The sequence below is a fragment of the Saccharothrix sp. DSM 118769 genome (assembly GCF_052936295.1).
The window spans coordinates 4,992,952-5,007,304 of record NZ_CP193627.1; the positions used below are offsets into that span (position 1 = coordinate 4,992,952).

Annotated in this window: 10 protein-coding genes; 7 read left to right on the forward strand and 3 right to left on the reverse strand. The window is 74.0% G+C overall.

The window, feature by feature from the left end:
* The first annotated feature begins 44 nt into the window (after positions 1–44).
* From ACRAKJ_RS21675 to ACRAKJ_RS21690, 4 genes are all read left to right on the forward strand, one after another.
* Positions 45–1,670, forward strand: a complete 1,626-nt coding sequence (locus ACRAKJ_RS21675; RefSeq protein WP_447008638.1) for an ABC transporter substrate-binding protein — start codon at positions 45–47, stop codon at positions 1,668–1,670.
* A gap of 61 nt (positions 1,671–1,731) precedes the next feature.
* Positions 1,732–3,261, forward strand: a complete 1,530-nt coding sequence (locus tag ACRAKJ_RS21680; RefSeq protein WP_438926523.1) for a GH39 family glycosyl hydrolase — start codon at positions 1,732–1,734, stop codon at positions 3,259–3,261.
* 5 nt (positions 3,262–3,266) lie between these two features.
* Positions 3,267–3,950, forward strand: coding sequence for a glycosyl transferase (locus tag ACRAKJ_RS21685; protein ID WP_438926522.1), 684 nt, complete (start codon positions 3,267–3,269; stop codon positions 3,948–3,950).
* On the forward strand, positions 3,947–5,977 hold the full coding sequence (locus tag ACRAKJ_RS21690; RefSeq protein WP_438926521.1) for a beta-galactosidase: 2,031 nt from the start codon (positions 3,947–3,949) through the stop codon (positions 5,975–5,977). The genes ACRAKJ_RS21685 and ACRAKJ_RS21690 overlap by 4 nt, the downstream gene beginning before the upstream one ends.
* Positions 5,978–6,021: 44 nt before the next feature.
* Here the strand turns inward: ACRAKJ_RS21690 and ACRAKJ_RS21695 are convergent, their stop codons facing one another.
* Entirely contained in the window at positions 6,022–6,720 is a 699-nt protein-coding gene (locus ACRAKJ_RS21695) for a MerR family transcriptional regulator (protein ID WP_438926524.1), read from the reverse strand.
* Between the two features lie 112 nt (positions 6,721–6,832).
* Here ACRAKJ_RS21695 and ACRAKJ_RS21700 point away from each other — a divergent pair, with 112 nt between their 5' ends.
* Complete coding sequence (locus tag ACRAKJ_RS21700) at positions 6,833–8,047, forward strand: erythromycin esterase family protein (RefSeq protein ID WP_438926520.1); 1,215 nt, start codon at positions 6,833–6,835, stop codon at positions 8,045–8,047.
* A gap of 652 nt (positions 8,048–8,699) precedes the next feature.
* Complete coding sequence (locus ACRAKJ_RS21705; RefSeq protein ID WP_438926519.1) at positions 8,700–9,188, forward strand: hypothetical protein; 489 nt, start codon at positions 8,700–8,702, stop codon at positions 9,186–9,188.
* Positions 9,189–9,194: 6 nt separating this feature from the next.
* On the opposite strand, the gene ACRAKJ_RS21710 is transcribed toward ACRAKJ_RS21705, so the two are convergent.
* On the reverse strand, positions 9,195–11,153 hold the full coding sequence (locus tag ACRAKJ_RS21710; RefSeq protein ID WP_438926518.1) for an alpha-glucuronidase: 1,959 nt from the start codon (positions 11,151–11,153) through the stop codon (positions 9,195–9,197).
* Positions 11,154–11,347: 194 nt separating this feature from the next.
* On the opposite strand from ACRAKJ_RS21710, the gene ACRAKJ_RS21715 reads away from it, so the two are divergent.
* Complete coding sequence (locus tag ACRAKJ_RS21715) at positions 11,348–12,808, forward strand: serine/threonine-protein kinase (protein WP_447008639.1); 1,461 nt, start codon at positions 11,348–11,350, stop codon at positions 12,806–12,808.
* Positions 12,809–12,920: 112 nt separating this feature from the next.
* Here the strand turns inward: ACRAKJ_RS21715 and ACRAKJ_RS21720 are convergent, their stop codons facing one another.
* Entirely contained in the window at positions 12,921–14,261 is a 1,341-nt protein-coding gene (locus ACRAKJ_RS21720) for a class II 3-deoxy-7-phosphoheptulonate synthase (protein ID WP_438925271.1), read from the reverse strand.
* Positions 14,262–14,353 lie beyond the last annotated feature (92 nt).

Genomic DNA, 14,353 nt, shown 5'->3' on the forward strand with positions numbered 1-14,353 from the left:
CCCCGGACCGCGTGATCCCCCGAACCGCTCCTAGGAGAGCACCGATGCGAACGATGTGGAAGCGCACGCTCCTGACGCTGACGGCAGGCAGCCTCCTGCTGGGCACGGTGGCGTGCAGCGAGGAGGACACCCCGAGCGGCGCCGTGAACCTCGACGGCAAGCGCGTCGGCGCGATGGCCGACTTCGCGGAGGGGAAGGCGTTCAAGGCCACCGAGCCGCTGGAGCTCGGCGTCCTCTACAGCGACCACCCCAACTACGCCATCAAGGACGACTGGTTGCTGTGGAAGGAGATCACCTCCCGCACGAACGTCACCGTCAAGCCGACGGTCGTGCCGATGAGCGACTACGAGCAGAAGCGCAGCCTCGTGGTCGGCGCCGGTGACGCGCCCACGATCATCGCCAAGACCTATCCGGGCCAGGAGCAGGCGTACGTCGCCTCGGGCGCGATCCTGCCGGTGAGCGACTACCTCGACCTGATGCCGAACTTCAAGGCCAAGATCGAGAAGTGGAAGCTCCAGCCCGACGTCAACGCCCTCCGGCAGGACGACGGCAAGTTCTACCTGCTGCCCGGCGTGCACGAGGAGGTGTGGCCGGACTACACGCTCGCGTTCCGCACCGACGAGCTCGAACGCCTCGGCCTGGAGGCGCCGACGACGTGGGACGAGGTCCACACCGTCCTCAAGGCGCTCAAGGCCGCGCACCCGGACGGCTACCCGCTGTCCGACCGGTTCGAGGGCAAGGCGATCCTCAACTACGCCGCGCAGACCTTCGGCACCAGCGCCGGCTGGGGCTACAACAACGCCCAGTGGAACGCCGACGACGGCAAGTTCGTCTTCACCGGCACCTCGCCCGAGCAGAAGGCGCTGGTGGAGTTCTTCCGCACGCTCGTCGCCGAGGGCCTGATGGACCCGGAGAGCTTCACGCAGAAGGACGAGCCCGCGATCCAGAAGCTCGCCAACGGCAAGTCCTACGCGATCAGCACCAACGCGCAGAACCTGGTCAACGACTACCGGCCCGCGCTGAAGAACGTCCCGGGCGCGACCATCGCCAAGATCACCGTGCCGAGCGGCCCGAAGGGCGACGTCATCACCGGCTCCCGCCTGGAGAACGGCCTGATGATCTCGGCCAAGGCGGTGGAGAGCGACAAGTTCGTGGCGACCATGCAGTTCATCGACTGGCTCTGGTACTCCGACGAGGGCCAGGAGTTCGCCAAGTGGGGCGTGCGGGGCACGACCTACGACAAGGACGCGTCGGGCAAGCGGTCCCTCAAGCCCGACATCGCGTTCGGCGGCCTGAACACCGGCGCGCCGCAGCACCTCCAGAAGAACTTCGGCTTCCAGGGCGGCGTGTTCGCCTACGGCGGCACCACCGAGCTGCTCCAGTCGATGTTCACCGCGGAGGAGATCTCCTTCCAGGAGGCGATGAAGACCAAGAAGGTCATCCCGCCGAACCCGCCGTACCCGTTCACCGCGGACGAGCGCGAGCAGGCCACCCTGTGGGAGACGCCGCTGAAGGACTTCGCCACCCAGGGCACGCTCCAGTTCATCCTCGGCAGCCGCGACATCTCGACGTGGGACGCCTACGCCAAGGAGGCCGAGGCCAAGGGCGCGACGCAGTACCTGGAACTGGTGAACAGCGCCCACCAGCGCTTCAAGCAGAAGAACGGCTGAGCCGGTCGGGTCCGGCCGCGGTTGGGGCGGCCGGACCCGACCACCTTCCCGGAGGATTCCCGTGAGCCACACCCACGTCATCGGGGCGGAGCCGCTGGGCCGCCTGCCCGCTTCCTGGAACCACTGCGTGGGCACCGGGCGGCTCAACCTCGCGCTGCGCGCCGACTACCAGGAGTCGCTGGCGCTGGTGCGGCGCGAGATCGGCTTCCGGTACATCCGGGGCCACGGCCTGCTGTCGGACGACATGGGCGTGCACCGGGTGTCGGGCGGCCGGGTCCGGTACTCGTCCACCTACGTGGACCAGGTGTTCGACCGGTACCTGGAGCTGGGCGTCAAGCCGTTCGTCGAGCTGGGGTTCATGCCCACCGCGCTCGCCTCCGGCGACGACACCGTGTTCTGGTGGAAGGGCAACATCACCCCGCCGCGCTCGCACGACGAGTGGGCGGCGCTCGTGCGGGCCCTGGTGGCGCACCTGGTGGACCGGTACGGCCTGGACGAGGTCCGCACCTGGCCCATCGAGGTGTGGAACGAGCCGAACCTGGTGAACTTCTGGAAGGACGCCGACCAGGAGGCGTACTTCCGGCTGTACGAGACGACCGCGCGGGTCGTGAAGGACGTCGACGCCGGCCTCCAGGTCGGCGGTCCGGCGATCTCGCCCGGCTCGGACGAGTGGTGGGCGCCGTTCGCCGACTTCGTCACCCGCCGGGACGTGCCGGTCGACTTCGTGTCCCGGCACGCCTACACCTCCGGCCCGGCGCAGCACGTGCCGTTCGGCACCTACCAGACCCTGACCGCGCCGGGGGCGCTGCTCGACCAGTTCGACGCGCCGCGCCGGCACCTGGCGGGCACCGCGCTGGCCGGGCTGCCGGTGCACATCACCGAGTTCAACACCTCCTACCGGCCGGACAACCCGATCCACGACACCGCCTACAACGCCGCCTACCTCGCGCCGGTGCTGGCGGGCGGCGGCGACCTGGTCGACTCGTTCTCGTACTGGACGTTCTGCGACGTGTTCGAGGAGGACGACGTCCCGACCTCGCTGTTCCACGGCGGGTTCGGGCTGCTCACGCACCGGCAGGTGCGCAAGCCGACGTACCACCTGTACGCGTTCGCGGCGCGGATGGGGACGCACGTCCTGGCGCGCGGCGAGGACCACCTCGTGTGCCGCGACGACGACGGCCGGGTGACCGTGCTGGCGTGGCAGCCGGTGGGCGGCACCGAGGGGCCGGACGCGCCCGAGCGGCACGACGTGCGGCTGTCGGTGCCGGTCCCCGGGGTGCACGCGTTCGTGCGGCGCGAGCGGGTGAACGAGCACGACGGCAACGCGTTCGCCGCGTGGCGCGAGCTGGGCCGGCCGCGGTCGCCGTCGGCGCGGCAGCTCGACGTGCTGCGGGACTGCTCTCGGCCCGCCGCGGAGCACCGGGCCGCGCCGGTGGTGGCCGGCCGGGTGGAGCTGGACCTGGCGCTGTCCCGGCACGAGGTGACGTTCGTGGAGGTCGTCCCGGTGCGGCCGGAGGTGCACGAGGGGCTGGACGACCGGCGGATGCTGGGCGTCTCCGACGACCGCCTCGTCGCGGGGCACGAGAGGTGACCGCCGTGGACGAGCGCGACCCGGCCGCCGAGATCGGCCCCGGCGTCCTGTCCCGGGCCGCGGCCGTCGTGTACTGGTTCCTGGTCGTCGAGGTCCTGCTGGTGCTGACCACCGGTCCCGGGCTGGTGCTCGTCCTGCTCCTGGCCGGGGACGCGGGCAACGCGCCGCTGATCGCGCTGTGCTTCGCGCCGGTCGCCCCGGCACTGTCGGCGGCGCTGTTCGCGTGGCGGGTGTTCCTCACCGACCGCGACCTGTCCCCCGCCCGGCACTTCCGGCGCGGCTACCGGCTGAACTGGCTGGACGTGCTGCGCTGGTGGCTGCCCGCGCTGGTGGTGCTGGCCGTCATCGGCTCCACGCTGGCCAACCTGGGCGCCGCGGGCGTGCCCGCCTGGTACGGCGCGGTGCTGCTGGTGGTCGCGGTCGGCGTGCTGGTGTGGTCGTCGAACGCGCTGGTGCTGTCCTCGGCGCTGTCGCTGCGCGCCCGCGACACCGCGCGGCTCGCCTCCTACTACCTGGGCGCGCGACCGCTCGCCGCGCTCGGCTCGCTGTCCCTGCTGATCGCGGCGGGCGGGGTCGTGGTGCTCGCCTCCGACTGGGTGCTGGTGCTGCTCGCCTCGCCCTTCTCCCTGGCCCTGCTGCGCAACGCCGAACCGGTGCTGCGCGACGCGACCGAGAGGTTCACCGGGTGAACGACGGGCGACCGGCGAAGATCGGCTACGGCGGCGACTACAACCCCGAGCAGTGGCCCCGCGAGGTGTGGGACCGCGACTACGAGGCGTTCGCCCTGGCGGGCATCGACACCGTCACGGTCGGCGTGTTCGCGTGGGCGCACCTCCAGCCCGCCGAGGACCGCTACGACTTCACCGCGCTGGACGCGATCGTGGGGCGCGCGACCGCGGAGGGCAAGCGGGTCGTGCTGGCCACGCCGAGCGGCGCGATGCCGCCGTGGCTGGCGCACGAGCACCCGGAGGCGTGCCGGGTCGACTTCGAGGGGCGGCGGCACGTCTACGGGCAGCGGCACAACGCGTGCCCCTCCTCCCCCGCGTTCCGGCGGTCGGCCGTGGCGATGGCGTCGCGGCTGGCCGAGCGGTACGGCGAGAACCCCGCCGTCGTGGCCTGGCACGTGGGCAACGAGTACGGCGGTGCGTGCTACTGCCCGCTGTGCGGCGCGGCGTTCCGCGAGTGGCTGCGGGAGCGCTACGGCGACCTGGACCGGCTGAACCACGCGTGGAACACGACGTTCTGGTCGCACACGTTCACCGACTGGGCGCAGGTCCAGCCGCCGACCGCGCTGTCGGAGCACTGGCGCGGGCCGGACCACACCGCGTTCCAGGGCATCACGCTGGACTACCGGCGGTTCATGTCCGACGCGCTGCTGGGCGGGTTCGTCGCGGAGAAGGCCGCGATCCGCGAGCACGTGCCGCGCACGCCGGTGACCACCAACTTCATGGGCCTCTACCAGCCGGTCGACTACCACCGGTGGGCGCCGCACCTGGACTTCGCGTCCTGGGACAACTACCCGCCCGAGGACCCCTCGCCCTCCCGCACGGCCGCACGGATGGCACTGGCGCACGGGTTGGTGCGCGGGCTGCGCGGCGGCGACCCGTTCTGGGTGATGGAGCAGACCCCGTCGGTCACCGCGTCGCGGGACGTGAACCCGGTCAAGCGGCCCGGCGTGCTGCGGCTGTGGTCGTGGCAGTCGGTCGCGCACGGCGCGGACGCGGTGCTGTACTTCCAGCTGCGGCAGTCGCGCGGGGCGTGCGAGAAGTACCACGGCGCGGTGCTCGACCACGCGGGCCGCACCGACACGCGGCTGTTCCGCGAGGTCGCCGAGCTGGGCCGCGAGTTCGACCTGGTCGGTGACGCGGTCCTCGGCGCGCGGACGCCCGCGCGGGTCGCGCTGCTGGTCGACTGGGACAGCTGGTGGGCGGTCGAGATGTCCGACGGCCCCAACCGCGCGGTGCGCTACGTCGAGGTGCTGACCGCGTACCACCGGGCGCTGTGGCAGGCCAACGCGCTGGTCGACGTGGTGCCGGTGACCGCGGACCTGGGCGGCTACGACGTGGTGGTCGCGCCGCTGCTGCACCTGGTGAAGGGCGACCTGGCGGACCGGGTGGCCGAGCTGGTGGTCCGGGGCGGCACGTTCCTGACCACGGCCCTGTCCGGCCGGGTGGACGAGGACGACAACGCGTTCCTCGCCGACGTGCCCGGCCCGTTCGCCGCGCTGCTCGGCCTGCGCGTGGAGGAGACCGACGCGCAGCGGCCGGACGTGGTCAACCCGGTGGCGCTGTTCGGCTCCTCGTACGCGGCGCGGCACGTGTTCGAGGTGGTGGTGCCGGGGGACGCCGAGGTGCTGGGCACCTACGGGGCCGACTTCTACGCGGGCACGCCGGCGGTGACCAGGGCGCGGCGCGGGGCGGGCGGCGCCTGGTACGTGGCGACGCTGTTGGACGACGAAGGGGTGCGTGCGGTGGTGGACGCGGTGCTGGAGGAGCACGGCCTGGCCGGGCCGCTGGCCGACGTGCCGGACCTGGAGGTGGTGGAGCGGGTCGCGCCCAACGGCACCCGGTACGCGTTCGTGCTGAACCACGGACCGGAACGGGTGGTCGCGTCGCCGTTCACCGGGACCGACCTGCTGACCGGGCGCGAGCTGGCGGCCGGTGACGAGCTGGTGCTCCCGCCGACCGCCTCGCTGGTGGTGCGGATCGCCCGGTAGCCGGCGACCGCGTGTGGCCGGCTACCGGGCGTGGTCGTCGGCGGTCACCGGGTGCGGTCGAGCAGGGTGAGGTAGGCGTCGAGCTGGGCCGCGCCCGCGAGGAGGGCGCGGGCGCGCCCGGCCAGCCGCTCCCGCCAGGAGTCGAGGAAGGCGCCCAGCGCGTCCTCCCCGCCCGCCTCGCGCAGCGAGCCGACGAACCGCGCGACGCGGCGCAGCGGGTACCCGCCCCGGCGGAGCTGCCGCGCGACCTCGGCGTCGCGCACGCAGTCGGGCCCGTAGTGGCGGTACCCCGTCACCGGGTCGCGCCCGGGGCGCAGGACGCCCTCGGCCTCCCAGGTGCGCAGCGTCGCGGGGTGCACGCCGAGCCGGTGCGCCAGTTCACCCACGGTCAGCGGCCGGCCGGGGACGGCGACGGGCGGCGCGGTGGACAGGGCGCCGAGGGCCGCCGCGACCTCGGCGCGGGTGTCGCGTTCGGCGACCAGGGCGACGTGCGCGGCGTCGACGAGCCGGTAGGCGGACTCGGTGTCGCCGCGGTTGGTGGCGCGCATGATCTCGGTGGCCCGCTGGTGCCCGTGGCCGCCGCGCAGCGCGAGGAAGGTGCGCAGGGCCTGCGCGTGCAGGGGCGTGTAGCGCCGGTACCCGGTCTCGCCGCGCTCGGCCGGCGGGAGGGCGCCGGCGTCCTCGTAGTTGCGGACCGCCTGCGCGGACAACCCGTGCTCCCGGGCGAGGTCGACGGGACGCAGCGCGCACCTCCGGTTGAAGGTTGACCCCGGGCGACCAGGGCTTTCGGCAGAGGAGTTTCACCCGATCCTTCAACGATAGCGTCGAGGGCAGTTCCTCCTGGAAGGGGTGTTCGTGTCCACTGCCGCACAACTGCTCGGGATCAGCCGCCGGCTCGACGACCCGGCCGACCTGGGCCGCGCCTTCGACGAGCTGCTCGCCGCGCGGGCCGAGCCGCCGGTCCTGCTCGCCCTCGGCGAACCGGCGCACGGGGTCGAGGCGTTCCCGCTGCTGCGCAACGACCTGCTCGTCCACCTGGTCGAGCGGGGCTACCGGTCGATCGTGCTGGAGACCGACTTCTTCGCCGCCTCGCTCGTGGACGACTACGCGGCCGGGGCCGGGGGCGACCTGGACGCGGTGCTCGCGACCGGGTTCAGCCACGGGTTCGGCGGCGTGCCGGGCAACCGCGAGCTCGTCGAGTGGCTGCGCGGGTACAACGCCGGCCGCGCGCCGGAGGAGCGGGTCCGCTTCCGCGGCTTCGACGCGCCGACGGAGTACTCGGCCGCGCCGAGCCCGGGGCGCGCGCTGCGCGCGGTCGTCGACCACCTGCCCGCGGCGCTGCGGCCGGCGTCGGTCCGCGACCTCGACGCGCTGCTCGGCGACGACGCGGACTGGACGAACCCGGCGGCCATGTACGACCCGGCGGCGTCCGTCGGCGACTCCGACCGGGCCCGCGCCCTGCGCGTCGTCGCCGACGACCTCGCCGGCGCGCTGCGCGGCGCGGCGCCCGACCTGCGCCCCGCCGACCCGGCCGGCTACGACCTCGCCGCCGCGCACGCGCGCACCGCCGCGGGGCTCCTGCGCTACCACGCGGCCATGGCCTCCACCGCGCCCGACCGCGTCGCGGCCCTGCTCGGTGCGCGGGCCGCGATGATGGCCGGGAACCTGCTCGCGATCGTCGAGCGGGAGCGGTCGCGCGGGCCCGCCCTGGTGTTCGCGCACAACACGCACCTCCAGCGCTCACGTCCCCACCTGACCATCGGCGAGGACGTGAGCTGGACGAACGCCGGCACGTTGGTCGCGGACGCCCTCGGCGAGCGCTACGCGTTCGTGGCCACCGACGGTGCCCCGACCGGCGAGCCGGGCACCCTCCAGGGCGCGCTGGCCGGGGCGACCACCCGTCGCGCGCTGTTCCCGGCGCGGGCCCTGCGCGCCGCGCTCCCGCCGGCGGTCGGACCGGGCGGACCGGTCGTGCGCGGCCACGTCCCGCTCACCCCGGCGGACCTCGACGGGGCCGACGCGGTGGTCTTCGTCGCCGACACCGACGGGAAGCAGCACCAGTACTGGTAGCCGGTGCGCCTCGGCGGCGCTCCACGGCCCGCAGGCCGATCGGGGCGCCCCGTTCCGCATATCGGCGGCTGTGGCGGAATGCAATTCCACACAGCACTGAATTCTTACCGGACAATCACTCGAAGAGGTCATCCGACAACTCCTTCGAGCGATTGAGGGCCTACTCGCGTACCGCACACGATATAGTTGTGCGGTACGCGACCCGGCGTTCATCTGCGATTCCATTGGCGATGATCTTGATCGTGGGCTGCGCCGGCAACATCACCTTCGCCGGTGGTGTCGGCGGGTGCGGCGGTCGACGCGCACGCCGTGCACGCCTCCCGCGGCACGCCGGGTGACATGGGCGGCAAGGCCACCATCCGGTGCACGGTGGGACGTGGCCGACGCGCGCTTGGAGGTCCGACTGGAACAGCAGCGGGAATCGGTGTGGGCACCGGTCGCCGACAATTCCGCCCTACCGGGTGAGTACGGGCCCGCGATCGGCGTGCTCGCCACGGGCAAAACGGCGACGCGCCAGGTCTTCGTCCCGTGCGCGCCGGGGACCTACCGGCTCGCCGCGCGCGGGAGCGCCGCCCTGAACGGGGCACCGAGCGCGTCCGCGGCGTGGCAGTACGGTGGTCCTGCGACGAACCCGTGCGACGGGAGCTGAGGCGTGACGAAGGATCGTCCTCTCCGGCCCGCCCCGTTCCACGACGGTTCCGGCTTCCCGATCCCGCTGCTCCGCCTGCGCGACGCGGTCCGCGCGCGCGGCGGCGATGTGGAGGGGGGCGGCTCGCGATGGGTCCTCACCCACCCCGACGACGGGCTCCCCGACGTCGTCGTGGTCGTCTCGGACGACGGCGACGTCGTGGTGGACGCGGGTGACGGCCGGGTGCTCGACGTGTTCCGGGACGAGGCGTGGGTGGTCCACGACCCGGCGCGCGGGTGGACGCACCTGGAGGACGACCTGCTGGCCGTGCTGGACGGCGGGTTCACGCGCGAGGAGTGGTTCGACGGCGACGGGCGGCGGGTCGCCTGGGCGGTGCGGCTCGTGGGTCCCCACGTCGACGAGGCGGGCGGCACCGCGGGGGCGGTCGAGGCGTCGTGGGCGCGGCGCTCCTCCACCTACCCCGCCTGGCCGGCACCGCGCCACCGGGCGTGAGGCCCGTCAGAAGATCCGGCGGCCCCGGGCGTCGGGGACGCCGGACTTGCGGAAGAAGTAGGTGTTCACCTGGTCGCGCCACTCGACGGCGCACCGGGCCTGCTCCTCCAGCAGCGCGGTGACGCGGTCGTGCAGCGCGGCGGGCACGTGCCCGGCCAGGGACGCCCACACCGCGCGCATCCGGTCCACCTCCTCGACGCCCGCGAAGTGGGTGTCGTAGACGTGCTGGACCACGGTCGTGCCCGACGTGAGCACGTGGTCGTAGGGCACGTGGTGGAAGAACAGCAGCAGCTCGTCCGGGCAGGTGTCGACCGACTCGTACACCTCGCGCCACGGCGCCGGGTACTGGCCGGTGAACCCGGTGCCGGTGGCGCGGGTGCGGTCGACGCCGACGCCGTCGCGGTCGGCGAAGTGGTAGGTGCCCCACGGCGTGTACTCGTAGCCGTCGACGGACGGGCCGTAGTGGCTGCCGGGGGTGACCATGAACCCGACGCCGAGCGGCGCGGTGTAGCGCTCGTAGGTGTGCCACGAGCCGTCCATCACCTCGTGCAGCGGTCCGCGCGCGGCCGGGTCCTCGAAGGTGAGGCCGATCCACTCGTCCAGCACGGCCGCCGGGTCGAGGCGGTCGTCCCAGGCGAGCCGGCCGAAGCCGAACAGGTTGGCCTGCGCGAGCGGGTGGCGGGTCCAGAACTCGTCGTCGCCGACGTTGGAGACGGCGACGAGGCCGTCGACCAGGTCGGCGACCGGTTCGCCGCCGCGCAGGCCGAAGCCGAGGATCTCGGACCACTGCGGCACGAGGTGGCACACGTGCCGCTGCTGCCCGGTGTACTCCTGGGTGACCTGGAACTCGGCGGCCAGCCGGGTGCGGGGCATCGCGGCGAGCACCGGCGAGACGGGTTCGCGGGTCTGGAAGTCCATCGGCCCGTACTTGACCTGGAGCACCACGTTCCCGTCGAACGCGCCGTCGAGCGGGGCGAAGTGGTCGTGCGCGGCGCGGGCGCGGTCGGTGGTGCGGTCGCGCCAGTCCTGCCGGTGGTCGTAGACGAACGCGCGCCAGAACACCGTGCCGCCGTGCGGCTTGAGCGCGCGGGCCAGCAGGTTCGCCCCGTCGGCGTGGTCGCGGCCGTAGGCGAACGGTCCGGGTTGGCCCTCCGAGTCGGCCTTGACGACGTACCCGCCGAAGTCCGGGACGGCCGCGTAGACGGCCGCGGTCGTGCGCTCCCACCACTCCCGCACGGCCGGGTCGAGCGGGTCGGCGGTGGGCAGCCCGCCCAGCGTGATCGGGGCGGCGAAGCTCACCGACAGGTGCACGGCGATGCCGTGCGGGCGGAACACGTCCGCGAGCCGCGCCACGTCCGGCAGCAGGTCGGTCAGCAGCCGCGCCTCGGTGCGGTGCACGTTGACGTTGTTCAGGCCGACCCGGTTGACGCCGATCGAGCCGAGCAGGCGGGCGTAGGCGGCGGCGCGGCCCAGGTCGGCGCGCACCGCGCCGTCGGCGTAGAAGATCGAGCCGCCCGCGTAGCCGCGTTCGACCTGCCCCATCACGGGGTGGACGTCGATGTTGTCCCAGTGGTCGAGCATCCGGATCGCCCGGCGCGGCGCGTGGCGCTCCACCACCGGGTCGCCGGTGAACGCGGCCTCGCCCAGGCGCACCACGTGGTGCAGGCCGTGCAGCAGGCCGGGGCCGCCCTCCGCGCGCACGGTGACCGCGCCGCCGGCCCGTTCGAGGGTGAACGCCTCGCCGTCGCCGTCGGCGGCGAGCAGGTCGAGGTCCGCGGGGCCGTCGGTGACGAGCGCGCCGCCGTGCGCGGCGACCGCCGCCTCCACCTCGGCGCGCACGGTGCCGACCGGCGGCCCGTCACCGACCACCCGGACCCGGCGCGACCCGAGCGGCCGGAACGCCGACGCGGGCAGCCAGGCGGGGTGGGGGGCGGTCGGGGCCTCGGTGCTCGCTGTGCTCGCCACACCACCGAACCTAGGTCGGGACCCCAGGCGCGACAAGGGGTCCGCCGTCCACAGTCGACTGCCGGGGCGACGAAACTGTTTCGCAGCACGCGTTCCGCGGTGGCGACCACTGGAGCTGGATCGGTTCAGCCGGGACGTGCCGGACCTGTGACCCGCCGGCGCTAGGGTTGCCGGGACGGGAGAGGTGGGAACCGGTGGACGAGGGTCGGTTGGTCGCGGGGCGCTACCGGCTGCGCACGAGGCTCGGCGCGGGCGCCATGGGCGTGGTGTGGCAGGCGTTCGACGAACGGCTCGGCCGCGTCGTCGCGCTCAAGCGGCTCGTCGTGCCCGAGGGCGTGCCCACGGCGGACGCGGTCGCCCGCGCCGCGCGCGAGGGGCGGATCGCGGCGCGCGTGCAGCACCCGAACGCCGTCACCGTGCACGACGTCGTCGAGGACGACGGCCGGCCGGTGCTGGTCATGGAGTACGTGCCGGCGCGCACGCTGGCCGACGTGGGCGTGCTGCCGCCGGACGCGGTCGCGCGGATCGGCGCGCAGGTCGCCTCCGCGCTGGCCGCCGCGCACGCGGCCGGGGTCGTGCACCGCGACGTGAAGCCGGCCAACGTCCTGATCACCGCGGACGGCACGGCGAAGATCGGCGACTTCGGCATCGCCCGCGCGGTCGGCGACGTGGCGGTCACCCGCACCGGTCTGCTCGCGGGCACGCCCGCCTACCTGTCCCCCGAGGTCGCCCGGGGCGCGGAGCCGGGTCCGGCGTCCGATGTGTTCGCGCTCGGCGCCACCCTGTACGCGGCGGTCGAGGGGCGGCCCCCGTTCGGCGACGGGGACAACGCCATCGCGCTGCTGCACACCGTGGCCGCGGGCCGCTTCGACCCGCCGCGCAACGCCGGGCCGCTGACCGGCGTGCTGCTGGAGGCGCTGCGCACCGATCCCGCGACCCGCCCCGACATGGCCCGGCTCGCCGAGCTGCTGCGCTCCCCCGCACCGGCCCCCGCACCGGCCCTCGCCCCGGCCCCCGGCCCGGCACTCGCCCCGGCTCCCGCCCCGGCCGCGACCCGCCTGGACCTGGCCGTGCCGAGGTCGCCGTCACCGCCGTCCTCGTCCCGCCGACGTGCGGTGCTGGTCGGCGCGGCGGTGCTCGTCGTGGCCGGCTCGACCCTCGCCGCCCTGGCGACCACTCGTGACGGCGGCACGGCGACCGGGGGCGCCACGTCGTCGAGCGGTGCGACCACGACCACCACGACGACCGCCGCCGCCGAGGTCACCGCCGAGCGGCTCCGGCAGGCCGTGACCGACTACTACGCCCTGCTGCCCGACGACACCGCCGGCGCGTGGGAGGTGCTCGGCCCGCGGATGCGCGAGCAGGGCCCGCGGGAGTACGCGAAGGCGTGGCACGGCGTGCGCGACCTGGTCGTCACCGCGGGGCCGGAGGCCACCGGCCCGGACGCCGTCACCGTGGGCCTGGAGTTCACGAACGGGGACGACGAGCGGATCGCGGAGACGCGCGGCCTGGCCCTCGTCGTGGTCGACGGGGTCCCGCTGGTCGACGCCGAGGAGGTGCTGTCGTCCGACCGCGTCGGCGAGGAGGAGGGCGACGACGAGGGGGACCGGGGCGAGCGCGGTCGCGGCGAGAAGGGGAAGAAGGGCGAGGGCTGACCGGGCCGCGCGCACCCGAAGGGGGGTGGGGTGCGCGCGGCCCGGTGGAGCGCGCCGCCGCGCGGGTGGTGAGGGGGTGTCCACCCGTGCGGCGGCGGTGGCCGTGAGGCCGTCAGAGGAGCTCGCCGACCTGGAACGCCAGGTCCAGCGACTGGCTCCGGTTGAGCCTCGGGTCGCAGCCGGTCTCGTAGCGGCTGTGCAGGTCGTCGAGCAGGACGCTCGCGCCGCCGCCCACGCACTCGGTCACGTCCTCGCCGGTCAGCTCGACGTGGACGCCGCCGGGGTGCAGGCCCGTCGCCCGCAGGACCTGGAAGAAGCCCTTGACCTCGTCGAGGATGTCGGAGAACAGCCGCGTCTTGTGGCCGCTGGGGGCGACGAAGGTGTTGCCGTGCATGGGGTCGCAGATCCAGGCCGCCTTCGAGCCGACCGAGCGCGCGGCCTCGGCGAGGGCCGGCAGGCGGTCGCGGACCTGGCGAGCGCCCATCCGCGTGATGAACGTCAGCCTGCCGGGCCGCCGCTCGGGGTCGAGCACCTCGACGTACGCGCGCACCTCGTCCGGCGTGGCGGTGGGGCCGAGCTTGAGGCCGACGGGGTTCGCGATGGTGGAGAAGTACTCGATGTGCGCGCCGTCCAGGGCCCGGGTGCGCTCCCCGATCCACAGCAGGTGGCCGCTGGTGGCGTAGGTGCGGCCGGTGGCCGGGTCGAGCCGGGTCAGCGCGTCCTCGTAGTCCAGCAGCAGTCCCTCGTGGCCGGCGAACACCTCGGTCTCGCGCAGCTCCTCCGTCGAGACGCCGCAGGCGCGCATGAACGCGACCGCGTGGTCGATCCGGTGCGCCAGCTCCTCGTACTGCGCGCCGGCCGGCGAGTCGGCCACGAAGTCGCGGTTCCAGCGGTGCAGCTGGTCCAGTCCCGCGTAGCCGTTGTGGGCGTAGGTGCGCACCGCGTCCAGGGTGGCGCGCGACGCCTCGTACGCCCGCCACAGCCGCTCGGGGTCCGGTACCCGCACAGCGGCGTCGAAGGCCGCGCCGTTCACCGCGTCGCCCCGGTAGGCGGGCAGCGCGACGTCGCCGACGGTCTCGGTGGTGCTGGAGCGGGGCTTGGCGTACTGCCCGGCCCAGCGGCCGATCTTCACCACGGGCTTGGCGCTCGCGTAGGTGAAGACGACGGCCATCTGCAACAGGGTCTTGAGCTTGGCCCGGATCGACGCGTGGTCGCCCGCCGCGCCGAACATCTCCGCGCAGTCACCGCCCTGGAGCACGATCGCCCGGCCCTCGGCCGCCTCGGCGAGCCGGTGCCGCAGGTCGTCGCACTCGGCGGGTGACACCAGGCCCGGTGCGGTCGCCAACCGGGCGGTCACGTCCGCCAGGGCGGCCGGGTCCGGCCACTCGGGCTGTTGGGCGGCGGGGAGGTCCCGCCACGTGGCAACGGACTCGTCCAACACGTCGGAATTCATCGTCAGCCGTTCCCCAGTAGTGACAGCCAGCAATTGCGCGCCAATTCGTGTAACAGATCAGCACGAGTTCACGGAGACGTGCAACCAAAAAG